The 11,894-nt window shown below is 76.5% G+C and carries 8 protein-coding genes; 6 read left to right on the top strand and 2 right to left on the bottom strand.

Features of this window, described 5'->3' with window-relative positions; all coding sequences use genetic code 11:
* Nucleotides 1-2: 2 nt before the first annotated feature.
* From ACGFIZ_RS07530 to ACGFIZ_RS07505, 6 genes are all read left to right on the top strand, one after another.
* Complete coding sequence (locus tag ACGFIZ_RS07530; RefSeq protein WP_393416790.1) at nucleotides 3-3,419, top strand: error-prone DNA polymerase; 3,417 nt, start codon at nucleotides 3-5, stop codon at nucleotides 3,417-3,419.
* Between the two features lie 91 nt (nucleotides 3,420-3,510).
* On the top strand, nucleotides 3,511-3,681 hold the full coding sequence (locus ACGFIZ_RS07525) for a hypothetical protein (RefSeq protein WP_393416788.1): 171 nt from the start codon (nucleotides 3,511-3,513) through the stop codon (nucleotides 3,679-3,681).
* A 59-nt stretch (nucleotides 3,682-3,740) separates the two neighbouring features.
* On the top strand, nucleotides 3,741-4,508 hold the full coding sequence (locus ACGFIZ_RS07520; RefSeq protein ID WP_393416786.1) for a class I SAM-dependent methyltransferase: 768 nt from the start codon (nucleotides 3,741-3,743) through the stop codon (nucleotides 4,506-4,508).
* Nucleotides 4,505-5,695 carry an alkaline phosphatase family protein gene (locus ACGFIZ_RS07515; protein WP_393416784.1) on the top strand — a complete coding sequence of 397 codons (1,191 nt, stop codon included), beginning with the start codon at nucleotides 4,505-4,507 and terminating at the stop codon, nucleotides 5,693-5,695. Before ACGFIZ_RS07520 ends, ACGFIZ_RS07515 begins: the two co-directional genes overlap by 4 nt.
* Nucleotides 5,696-5,759: 64 nt before the next feature.
* Nucleotides 5,760-7,019: a DNA polymerase IV gene (locus tag ACGFIZ_RS07510; RefSeq protein ID WP_393416782.1), complete on the top strand. Its 1,260-nt coding sequence runs from the start codon at nucleotides 5,760-5,762 to the stop codon at nucleotides 7,017-7,019.
* Between the two features lie 116 nt (nucleotides 7,020-7,135).
* The gene (locus ACGFIZ_RS07505) at nucleotides 7,136-7,528 is read left to right on the top strand and encodes a DUF3040 domain-containing protein (protein WP_347666235.1); all 393 of its coding nucleotides are present in this window, start codon (nucleotides 7,136-7,138) and stop codon (nucleotides 7,526-7,528) included.
* Nucleotides 7,529-8,090: 562 nt separating this feature from the next.
* Here ACGFIZ_RS07505 and ACGFIZ_RS07500 read toward each other — a convergent pair.
* Together ACGFIZ_RS07500 and ACGFIZ_RS07495 are read right to left on the bottom strand one after the other, a co-directional pair.
* The gene (locus tag ACGFIZ_RS07500; RefSeq protein ID WP_393416780.1) at nucleotides 8,091-10,553 is read right to left on the bottom strand and encodes a transglutaminaseTgpA domain-containing protein; all 2,463 of its coding nucleotides are present in this window, start codon (nucleotides 10,551-10,553) and stop codon (nucleotides 8,091-8,093) included.
* A 40-nt stretch (nucleotides 10,554-10,593) separates the two neighbouring features.
* Nucleotides 10,594-11,892 (bottom strand): DUF58 domain-containing protein, encoded by a 1,299-nt coding sequence (locus ACGFIZ_RS07495; RefSeq protein ID WP_393416872.1) that lies wholly within the window; start codon nucleotides 11,890-11,892, stop codon nucleotides 10,594-10,596.
* Between the last annotated feature and the right edge of the window lie 2 nt (nucleotides 11,893-11,894).

Here is an 11,894-nt window from a genome sequence, read left to right as displayed (position 1 = left end):
CGGTGAGCTTCCACAATCCGAGGCTGCCGTGGGGGGAGCTGGAACGGGTGCTCTCCGGGCGGGCCGACGGCCGCCCCGGCTCGACCGGGGACGGCGGGGACGGCTTCGGCGGCGGGCGGCACCTGCACGTGGTGGACCCGCTCGCCGTCGACGGCGACGGGGGCGACGCCCCGGCCTGGGCGCACCGGCGGGAGCCGTACCGGCCGCCCGAGCTGTCCCGCCCCGACGACGCGGTGCCCTACGCGGAACTGCACACGCACAGCAACTTCAGCTTCCTCGACGGGGCCAGCCACCCGGAGGAGTTGGCCGAGGAGGCCGCCCGGCTGGGGCTCACCGCGCTCGCCGTCACCGACCACGACGGTTTCTACGGCGTGGTGCGCTTCGCCGAGGCGGCCCGTGGGCTGGGGCTGCCCACCGTGGTCGGCGCGGAGCTGTCGCTGGGCCTGCCCGGGCCCCCGGGGAAACGCGGAGCACTTCCCCGGGGCGGCGAGCCCGACCCGCGCGGCGCCCACCTGCTCGCCCTGGCCCACGGCCCCGAGGGGTACGCCCGGCTGGCCCGGACCATCGCCCGCGCCCAGCTGCGCGGCGGCGAGAAGGGCCGCCCGGACTACGGCGGGCTGGAGGAGGTCGCGGAGGAACTGCGCGACCACGTGCTGATCCTCACCGGCTGCCGCAAGGGCCACGTGCCGGCCGCGCTGCTCACCGAGGGGGTGGACGCGGCGGCCCGGGAGCTGGACCGGCTGACCGACCTGTTCGGCGCCGAGACGGTGGCGGTGGAGCTGACCGACCACGGGCACCCGGTCGACGCCGACCGCAACGACGCCCTCGCCGAGCTGGCCGCCGCCGCCGGGCTGCCCACGGTGGCCACCAACAACGTGCACTACGCCACCCCGGGGCGGCGCCGGCTGGCCACCACGCTGGCCGCGGTCCGGGCCCGGCGCAGCCTCGACGAGATCGACGGCTGGCTGCCCGCCGCCGCCACCGCCCACCTGCGCGGCGGCGCGGAGATGGCCGCCCGGTTCGCCGCGTACCCGGGAGCGGTGGCCCGGGCCGCCGAGTTCGGCGCGGAGCTGGCGTTCGACCTGCAACTGGTGGCGCCGAAGCTGCCGGCGTACCCGGTGCCGCCGGGGCACACCGAGATGAGCTGGCTGCGCGAGCTCACCATGGACGGCGCGCGGGAGCGCTACGGGCCGCCCGAGGCGCACCCGGAGGCGTACGCGCAGCTCGACCACGAGCTGCGGATGATCGAGGAGCTGGGCTTCCCCGGCTACTTCCTGGTGGTGTACGACATCGTCGCGTTCTGCCGGCAGCAGGACATCTACTGCCAGGGGCGGGGCTCGGCGGCGAACTCGGCGGTCTGCTACGCGCTGCGGATCACCAACGTGGACGCCGTCCGGCACCGGCTGCTGTTCGAGCGCTTCCTCGCCCCCGAACGCGACGGCCCGCCGGACATCGACGTCGACATCGAGTCCGACCGCCGGGAGGAGGTCATCCAGCACGTCTACGCCCGGTACGGCCGGGAGCACACCGCTCAGGTCGCCAACGTCATCTCGTACCGGCCCCGGTCGGCGGTGCGGGACGTGGCCCGGGCGTTCGGCTTCTCGCCGGGGCAGCAGGACGCCTGGAGCAAGCAGATCGACCGCTGGGGTGCGGTCGCGGCCGTGGACGTCGAGGACATCCCCGAGCAGGTGGTCGCGTACGCCAACGAGCTGCAGACGTTCCCCCGGCACCTGGGCATCCACTCCGGCGGCATGGTGATCTGCGACCGCCCGGTGATCGAGGTCTGCCCGGTGGAGTGGGGGCGGATGCCCGGGCGCAGCGTGCTCCAGTGGGACAAGGACGACTGCGCCGCCGTCGGCCTGGTCAAGTTCGACCTGCTCGGCCTCGGCATGCTCTCCGCCCTGCACTACGGCTACGACATGATCGGCATGAGCCTGGACCTGGGCGACATGGGCCTGGACGACCCCGAGGTCTACGACATGCTCTGCCGGGCCGACTCGGTCGGGGTGTTCCAGGTGGAGAGCCGCGCCCAGATGGCCACCCTGCCCCGGCTCAAGCCCGACTGCTTCTACGACCTGGTGGTCGAGGTGGCGCTGATCCGGCCCGGCCCGATCCAGGGCGGCTCGGTGCACCCGTACATCCGGCGCAAGAGCGGCCAGGAGCCGGTGACCTTCCCGCACCCGTTGATGCGCAACGCGCTGGAGAAGACCCTCGGGGTGCCGCTGTTCCAGGAGCAGCTGATGCAGCTCGCCATCGACCTGGCCGGCTTCGACGCGGCCGGCGCCGACCAGCTGCGCCGGGCGATGGGGTCGAAGCGGTCGGCGGAGCGGATGGCGCAGATCGCCGACCGGCTCTACGCGGGGATGGCCGAGCGGGGCATCACCGGCGAGCTGGCCGACGACGTCTACCGCAAGCTCTCCGCGTTCGCCAGCTACGGCTTCCCGGAGAGCCACGCGATGAGCTTCGCGTACCTGGTGTACGCCAGCTCCTGGCTCAAGCGCTACCACCCGGGCCCGTTCCTGGCGGCCCTGCTCAACGCCCAGCCGATGGGCTTCTACTCGCCGCAGACCCTGGTCGACGACGCCCGCCGGCACGGCGTCGAGGTGCGCCGGCCGGACGTCAACGCCAGCGGCGCCAGGGCGGTGCTGGAGTCGACCCCGGCCACCCGGTGGGGCAGCGAGCCGGGCGAGCCGCCGCACGCCTGGGGGCTGGGCGGGCCGGCGGTCCGGCTCGGGCTGGGCGGCGTGCGTACCCTCGGCGAGGGCGTGGCCGAGCGGATCGAGGCCGAGCGGGCGGCGTACGGGCCGTACCGGGACATGCCGGACCTGGCCCGGCGGGTCGGCCTCACCGCCGCGCAGCTGGAGGCGCTGGCCACCGCGGACGCCTTCGCCTGCTTCGGGCTGACCCGGCGGCAGGCCCTCTGGGCCGCCGGGGCGGCGGCCCAGGACCGGCCGGACCGGTTGCCCGGGACGGTGACCGGCGCGACCGCGCCGATGCTGCCCGGCATGGAGGCGGTGGACCGCCTCGTCGCCGACGTCTGGGCCACCGGCCTGTCCCCGGAGAGCCACCCGGTGCGGTTCCTCCGCGACCGGCTCGACGCGCTCGGGGCGGTGCCGATCGCCCGGCTCGGCGCGGTGGAGCCGGGTCGGCGGATCCGGGTCGGCGGGCTCGTCACCCACCGGCAGCGGCCGGGCACCGCCGGCGGCGTCACCTTCCTCAACCTGGAGGACGAGACCGGCATGCTCAACGTCACCTGTTCGCCGGGGCTGTGGCAGCGGTACCGGCGGGTGGCCCGGACCAGCGCCGCCCTGGTGGTCCGGGGGCGGCTGGAGCGGCACGAGGGGGTGGTCAACCTCGCCGCCGACCGGCTGGACGCCATCGAGCCGCCGGTCAGCCCGCCCTCCCGCGACTTCCGGTGATCATTGTCACTGCTCGTCCGTGGGGCGTGCGGGAAAGATGGAGAGGGGCGGGCAGAGCGGCCCGCCCGTGGCGAGGGGGAATGAACCAGTGATGGGACACGGCGCGCACATCGGTGTGGCGAACGCCCGACGCACCCGGCTCGGCGCGAACTGGGTGGCGGCGCACCCGGAGGCCCGGGAGTATCCGGTGACCGACGGGCCGGTGGCCAACAGCCACCGGTCCCGCGCCGAGGAGGACCCCGCGGGCGGCGGGGAGTCCTGACCAGCGCCGGTGGGTCCGGCTTCCTTCCGGTCACCGGACCCGCCGGGCGACTGGACCGGGTGACTAGGCTCGACGGGGTGGAGCAGACCCGAGGCCGGCTCGCCGGCCCGCCGTTGACCCCCCGCACCGCCGTCATCTGGTCGGTGCTGCGGACCGAGCTGGAGCGCCGCGACGGCGACGAGCTGACCGTGCTCGACGTCGGCGGCGGCACCGGCGGCTTCGCCGTCCCCCTCGCCCAGGCCGGCCACCGGGTCACCGTGGTCGACGCCAGCCCCGACGCGCTCGCCGCGCTGACCCGCCGGGCCGCCGAGGCCGGCGTCGCCGCCCGGGTACGCGCGCTGCAGGGCGACGGGGACGCGCTCGCCGGGCTGGTCGAGCCGGCCGGCGTCGACCTGGTGCTCTGCCACTCCGTGCTGGAGGTGGTGGACGACCCCGCGCCGGTGGTGGCCGCCCTGGCCGCGGCGCTGCGCCCGGGCGGCGCGGCGAGCGTCCTGGTCGCCGGGCAGGCCGCCGCCGTGCTCGCCCGGGCGGTGAACGGCCACCTGGACCAGGCGGCCGCCCTGGCCGCCGACCCGGCCGGCGCCGCCGGCCCCCGGGACACCCTGCGCCGGCGGTACGACGCCGGCCGCGCGGCGGCCCTGCTCACCGCCGCCGGCCTGGTGGTGGAGGAGACCCACGGGGTACGCGTGCTCGCCGACCTGCTCCCCGCCGCCGTCGCGGACGGCCAGCCGGCCGCGCTGGTCGAGCTGGAACTGGCCCTGGCCGCCCGGCCGCCCTACCGGGACCTCGCCGCCCAGCTGCACCTGTTCGCCCGCCGGCCGGCATGACCGGTCCCGTCCCGCCCCCGGCCGGCCCGGGCGCGCTCCCGGGGCCGTTGACGCCGGTCGCGCCGCGCTACGGCGGCGGGAGCCTGGCCGACGTGCTGCCCAGCGCACTGGCGGTGCTCGGGGTGCCCGGTGCCGCCGACCTGCTCCGGCTCGCCCCCGCGCTGGCCGGGGTACGGCGGATCGCCGTGCTGCTCGTCGACGGGCTCGGCTGGTACCAGATCCCCACCGCCGCCCCGTACGCCCCCACGCTGGCCGGGCTGACCGCGGCCGTCGGCCGCCCGCTGACCTCCGGGTTCCCGTCCACCACGCCGACCAGCCTGGTCACCCTCGGCACGGGCGCGGCGCCCGGCGCGCACGGGGTGCTGGGCTTCAAGGTGCGGGTGCCCGGCACCGACCGGGTGCTCGCTCACATCCAGTGGGCCGGCGACCCCGACCCGCTGCGCTGGCAGCCCGTCCCCACCCAGCTGGAGCGGGCCCGGGCCGCCGGGGTCGCGGTGACCGTGGTGAGCCGCCCCGAGTACGGCGGCAGCGGGCTGACCCTGGCCGCCAACCGGGGCGGCGACTACCGGGGCGCCGTCGACGCCGACGCGCTGGCCGCCATGATGCTCGCGGCGCTCGCCGCCGGCGACGGGCCGACCCTGGTCTCCGGCTACCACCCCGACCTCGACCGGCACGGCCACCTCAGCGGCGTCGACTCCGACCCGTGGCGGCTCGCCGCGGCCGTGGTGGACGGGCTGCTCGCCCGGCTGGTCGACGGGCTGCCCCCGGACGCCGCGCTGCTGGTCACCGCCGACCACGGCCAGCTCGACGTGCCGCAGGCGGACCGGCTCGACTTCGACGCCGACCCCCGGCTGCGGGCCGGGGTGCGGGTGCTCGCCGGCGAGCCGCGGGTCCGTTACCTGCACGTCGCGCCCGGCGCCGCCGACGACGTGGTGGCCGCCTGGTCGGCGGTGCTCGGCGACGCCGCCCGGGTGCTGCACCGGGACGAGGCGGTGGCCACCGGCTGGTTCGGCCCGGTGCCGGAGGAGCACCTGTGCCGGGTCGGCGACGTGGTGGTCGTCTGCCGGGGCACGTCCGCCGTGGTCGCCACCCGCTCCGAGAAGCCGATCGAGTCGCAGCTGGTCGCGTACCACGGGGCCGACACGGCCGCCGAGATGACCGTCCCCCTGCTGGTCGTGCGCGGCTGACCCCGCCACCCCGAGCGGCCCGGCACCCGGCGGGACTGTCGGACCGGCCGACTAACCTGCGGGAATGGGCCGCAGTCAGTCGTTGCCGCGCGGTGGCGACCCGCGCTTCGGGCCGGACGCCGACGACAGCGGCTCGCCGATCCTGCACGTGGACATGGACGCCTTCTACGCCTCGGTCGAGGTGCGCCGCCGCCCCGAGCTGCGCGGCCGGGCCGTCGTGGTCGGCGGGGTCGGCCCGCGCGGCGTGGTCAGCTCCGCCAGCTACGAGGCCCGACGGTACGGCGTGCGCAGCGCCATGCCGACCGCGCGGGCCCGGGCGCTCTGCCCGCACGCGGTCTTCCTGCCGACCGACCCCGCGGAGTACTCGGCCGCCTCCCGGGCGGTGATGCGGATCTTCCGGGACGTCACCCCGCTGGTCGAGCCGCTCTCGCTCGACGAGGCGTTCCTCGACGTGTCCGGCGCCCGCCGGCTGTTCGGCCCCCCGGCCGAGATCGCGCGGCGTATCCGCGCCCGGGTCGCGCGGGAGCAGGGGCTGACCTGCTCGGTCGGGGTCGCGCCGAGCAAGTTCGTGGCCAAGCTCGGGTCCACCCGCGCCAAGCCCGACGGGCTGCTCGTGGTGCCCGCCGGCCGTGTCCTCGACTTCCTGCACCCGCTGCCGGTCGCCGCGCTGTGGGGGGTGGGGGACCGGTCCGCCGAGACGCTGCGCCGTCTCGGCCTGGCGACCGTCGGCGACGTGGCCGAGGCGCCGTTCGGCATGCTCCGCAAGGCGCTCGGGGAGGCCGCCGCCAGGCACCTGCACGCGCTGGCCCGGGGGGTGGATCCGCGCCGGGTCACCCCGGAGCACGCGGAGAAGTCGATCGGCGCCGAGGTGACGTTCGACGTCGACGTCGCCGACCCGCTGGAGATCCGCCGGGCCCTGCTCGCCCTCGCCGAGAAGGTCGGCGTCCGGCTGCGCCGGGCCGGCCAGGTGGGGCGGACGGTGTCGATCAAGGTGCGCATGGCCGACTTCCGCACCGTCAGCCGCTCCCGCACCCTCGGTGTCCCCACCGACACGGCGCGGGAGATGTTCGACACGGCGTGGGCCCTCTACACCGCGCTGGATCCGGGCGAGCGGATCCGCCTGGTCGGGGTGCGGATGGAGGGGCTGGCCCCGACGGGGGAGACCCCGCAGCAGCTCACGCTGGGCGCTCCCGAGCGCGGCTGGCGGGAGGCGGAGGCGGCCGTGGACGCCGCCGCGGCCCGATTCGGGCGGTCCATCATAGGTCCCGCGAGCCTGCTCGGCCGTCGGGATGGGCAGCGAGACGAAAATCCGCCCCGCCCGTAGGTCGTCCCGCTTTCCGACGCGCGACCCCCCTCGTAGACTTGACGGTAAGCAGCCGGTTGGCTGTCACGGTCTGTCGGTCCGTCCGGGCCGACCAAGCGTGACCGGGGAGGAGTGCCGTGCCGCTCTCGGAGCACGAGCAGCGGCTGTTCGAGCAGATCGAGCGGTCGCTTGCCGAGGACCCCAAATTCGCCTCGGCCGTGCGCGCCAGCGATCCGCGTTTCCACGCGCGGCGTCGCCTGCTCGTCGCTGCCGGCGCGATCATCGTTGGGCTGGCCCTGCTGGTCTACGGTGCGGTGATCAAGACGCCACCGCTGGCGGTGGCGGGTTTCGTGGTCATGCTGGGTTCGGCGGCGTACGCGGTGCAGTCGCACCGCCGGGCGCAGTCACCCGACCTGCACGTCGTCGGCGGGACGACCAGCCGGCGCCCCCGCGGGCGGTCGGGCCGCAGGTCGTCGTTCCTCGACCGCATGGAGGAGCGGTGGCGGCAGCGCCCGGAGGGGCACCGCTGACCGGGCCCCGCCGCTGATCTCCGGTTCCCGTCGCCTGGCGGGACAGCGTCGGTCCCGCTGCTGATCGCCGGTCCCCCGCCTGCCGGGGTCGCCTCGGTCCCGCTGCTGGCCCCCGGTCCCGTCGCCTGGCGGGCCCACGTCTGTCCCGGCCCGTCCGGCGGCGGGCCCTTTGCCGCGCCGCCCGGCTTGTCATGCCGTCCGGCGGCGGGCCCTTTGCCGCGCCGTCCGGCGCCCCGCCTGCCGCGCCGTCCGGCGCCCCGCCTGCCGCGCCGTCCGGCGCCCCGCCTGCCGCGCCGTCCGGCGCCCCGCCTGCCGCGCCGCCCGGCGCCAACGCCCTCCCCGCCGATCGCCGCCGTGCCGGCGGTGTCCGCATGCCCCGCATATCGCCGTGTCGCCGACATGGGGGTGTCCTAGGCCGTGGATACCGCCATGTCGCCGACATTGCGGTGTCCGCATGCCCCGGATACCGCCGTGTCGCCGGCATGGCGGTGTCCCCTTCGCCTGAGGTGGAGCGGGCGGGGCGCCCGGGATCCCTCCCGGTCGCCCCGCCCTTGCGACCGGATCAGCGGCCGGTGCGGGCGGCCAGCAGCCGGCGCGGGTCCCAGCGCAGCAGCCGGTACCGCACGTCGCTGGTGCGGGCCACCACCCGCGACGACGTGTCGGTGACCGCCGCGCGCCAGCGCAGCAGCACCGACGGCGGCAGCACGGCCGCCAGCACCCGGGTCCGCCGGCCAGCCCGCGTGGCGAGCGCGGCGCGCACGTCGCGCAGAGCCGGGTGCAGCCGCTCGCCGGTGAGCGGGGCGCGGGCGTAGCGGGCCCGCTCCTCGGCCCGGCCGAGTAGCCGGACCGCAGCGACGGCGGCGGCGTCCTCGGTGAGCGCGTCGGCGACCAGGCGCTCCGCGGTCGCCCTCGGCGTCTCCGTCCGGTCCACCCGGACCCGGTAGTCCACCAGCGTGTCGAGCAACTCGTCCCAGGCGGCGTGCGCGTCCGCCCGCGCCCGGTCGGCGCCCGGCCCGACGACCACCGCCCGCCCCGGAGCGGCCGGGCCGGCGTCGCCGTCCACGATGGCCGGCGCGGTAGGGGCCACCCGGGAGCCGCGCCGGCGGCGCAGGGCGGCCCGCCGCAGGGCCGGCACGGCCAGCAGGAGCAGCAGCGCCAGCACCCCTGCGCTCCACCACGGCCAGGTCGGGGCCTGTCGGGTCGGGGTGTCACCCCCGAGGGCCAGGCCCTGGTCGGTCTCCCGGTCGGCGACGTCCGGCCCCTCCGGTCCGGCGGACGGGTCGGCCCCGCCCGCCGTGGCCGGGTTGCCCGGCTCGGGGGCGGACGGCTCGGGCGCGTCCGTGTCCGGGGCCCACGCCGACCGGGTCGAGCCCTGCACCCCGTACGCCGGGGTGGCGTCGAAGGGCACCCAGCCCATCCCGTCGAGGTAGACCTCCGTCCAGGCGTGCAGGTTCCGGTTGGTCAGCACGTACGTGCCGTCCGTCGGGCCGCTGCCGTTGCTGAAGCCGAACGCCACCCGGGCCGGGATGCCGGCGGCCCGGACCAGCCAGGCCATCGCGGCGGCGTACTGCTGGCAGAAGCCGGCCTTGTTGGTGAGGAAGTCGACGATGTCCTGGCCGCTCGTGCCGCCCTTGGTGGTCAGGCTGTAGGTGAAGCCGTTGTCCGCGGAGAAGTGGTCGTAGATGGCGCGCACCTTGTCGTAGTCGGTGCGCCTGCCGCGGACGAGGTCGGCGACCAGGGCGTCCACCTCGGCCACCCGCGGGGTGTCCGTCTGCTGGACCCGCAGTGGGTGGTCCGCCGGCAACGTCCGGGCCGCGCGCAGCACGTCCGGCGTGTACGTCGACCGGACGTAGTCGAACGAGTAGCGCGCGCTGCGGGAACTCTCCCGGTTGGAGAACACCACCTGCAGGTTCCGGTCGTAGAGCCAGTTGCCGTCGAGGCCCTCGGTGCGGATCGGCTCGGCGTACACCGGCAGCAGCCGCATGGTGAGGTTCTTCGTGACCTCCACGGTGGCCCGGTACTGCCGCTGCTCGACGCCCGGCAGGGGCCTGGCCTGGGGCAGGCCCCGGGACACCGGCTGGCCGGTCGGGTTGCGCACCCGGAAACCGTCCGAGCGCAGCTCGTCCGCGACGCCGAAGCGCAGGTAGAACGGGGCCTGCTCCGTGGTGGTGACCCGCACGAAGTCGGTCACCTCGGACTGGGTGAGCTGACCGCTCAGCGCGGCGAACAGGTCGATCCGCCCCGTGCTGCCGCCCTGGCCGGGGCGGCCGTTGCCGTTGCCCGTCCCGCCGGCGAGCGCGTCGAGCATGCCGCCGGTCATCCCGGGTACGGCCAGCGGCAGGGCCACGGCCAGCACCACCCCGACCACGGCCAGCCGGCGGCCGGCGGCGGCCAGCGGGGACGATTCCCACACGTCGACGTCCCGGCCGTCGCCGGTGAACCGGCGGCCGAACCGGCGTACCCGGTCGACGTTGTCGGTGACCAGCAGCCAGAGGTAGCCGGCGGCGCCGACCACGAACGGGACGGCGGGGACGCTGTCGACGTAGACCGCGACCGGCACCGAGTAGATGGCGAGCATCGGCAGTCCGGCCAGCGCCGGGCGACGCAGCCCGACGGCGAGGACGTCGACCACGACGGCCACCCCGGCGACGCCGAGCACGGCGACGAACAGCAGCGGGTCGGTGTCGTCGACCTTGACGGTCTGGGTGCGCATGTCCTGCACGGACGCGCCGAGCAGCTCGCCGAAGTGGGTGAACGTGCTCGGGCTGGGCAGGAACGGCACGAGCTCGGTGCCGCCCGGGAAGAGCCAGGTCAGGGCGAGCAGCAGCCCGCCGACCATGCCCAGCGCCTGCCCCCACAGCGGCGCGCGGACCAGCCGGGTCAGCGCGGCCACCCCGGCCATCACCGCGACCGCGATGGCGGCCTGCACGAGCCAGGTCCAGCGCTCGAAGATGGCCGACAGCGGGGCCGCGGCCAACAGGGTCGAGGCGGCGGCCACGAACCCGAGGTTGCGTGTCGCGGTCACGGGACCACCCTTCCGGTCACGTCACGCCGCCCGCCACGGCTCATTTCACGCCGCCCGCGACGGTCTCGGCCAGCGCCGCCCGTACGGCGAACCCCTGTGAGCCCCGGCCGGCCTGCGGCCACAGCGCCGGCAGTCGGGCGCCGTGCTCCACGCCGATCACCCGCCAGCCGTTCTGCACCAGCGCGAGCGCGGCGGCGCCGTGCGCGTGCTCGGCCTCGGCGCGGGCCCGGGCCGGGAGGTTCAGCCAGGTGGAACTGTCCAGCAGGAAACCGACGCAGGTCGCGCCGTTGCCCCGCAGCCCGGCCAGCAGCTCCGCCTCGGCCGTGCCCAGGGTGCCGAACAGGCCGATGATCAGGCCGCCGTCGGCGCGCTGCCGGACCCGTTGGACCAGCGTGGTGATCTCGCCACGCGGGTCCAGCCGCACCTCGGCGAGGTGGTCGAGCAGCAGCCCGTCCCCGGCGCCCTCGGTCGCGTCGACGTCGGCGCCGTTCCCGGTGACCAGGCGCAGCTTGTACCCGGCCTGGCGCAGGTGCACGGCGATGCTCGCCGCCGCGCAGACCGCCCACTCGAAACTGGCGGTCGGGCCGTCGCCGCGGTGGCCGTACGCGCGGGTGTCCAGCACCACCGTGGCCCGGGCCTCCCAGGGCTGCTCCTCGCGGCGGACCATCAGCTCGCCGGTGCGCGCCGTGGACTTCCAGTGCACCCGGCGCAGGTCGTCGCCCACCCGGTACTCCCGGGTCGCCGCGTCGTCCTCGCCGTGCACCGCCACCGAACGGGCCCGGCTGTCGCCGCTGCCCGCGTACTCGCCGGGGAGCCGGACCGATGGCAGGGGGGTGACCTGCGGGATCACCGTGAGGTGGTCGACGCTCGGGAAGGCCCGGGTCAGCTCGCACAGCCCGAACGGGTCGGTCAGCCGGACCACCAGCGGCCCGACGTCGTACCGGCCGCGCACGTCGGCGCGCACCGTGTACGCCACCGAGCTGGCCTGGTGCGCGCCGAGCCGCTCCAGCACCACCCGGGGCCGGCTGCCCAGCGCGTACGGCAGCCGATCCTCCAGCAGCAGGGTGCCGGTGGGCAGCCGGGACAGGTTCTGCAACCGCAGCACCACCCGGGAGCTGGCCCCGACCGGAACCCGGTGCGGCTCCAGCGAGCGGGTGCAGGCCAGCTTGTACCGGCTGCGGCCGACGTACGCGGCGGCGAGCAGCGGCAGGACGGCGAGCAGCACGGCCACCCGCAGCAGGTCCTTCTCGCCGAGGATGGCGGCGGAGACGGCCGCGGCCACCGCCGCCGCCAGGAACGAGCGGCCGCGGGTGGTCAGGCCCCGGAGCCCGTCGCGCACGG

This window comes from Micromonospora sp. NPDC048830 (assembly GCF_043198215.1).
GTDB lineage: Bacteria > Actinomycetota > Actinomycetes > Mycobacteriales > Micromonosporaceae > Micromonospora.
This window is presented reverse-complemented; position numbering and strand designations above follow the sequence as displayed.

Coding starts and splice junctions, on each gene's coding strand:
- ACGFIZ_RS07525 (WP_393416788.1), top strand. CDS start 3,511: ATGGGACACGGCGCGCACATCGGTGTGGCGAACGCCCGACGCACCCGG.
- ACGFIZ_RS07515 (WP_393416784.1), top strand. CDS start 4,505: ATGACCGGTCCCGTCCCGCCCCCGGCCGGCCCGGGCGCGCTCCCGGGG.
- ACGFIZ_RS07510 (WP_393416782.1), top strand. CDS start 5,760: ATGGGCCGCAGTCAGTCGTTGCCGCGCGGTGGCGACCCGCGCTTCGGG.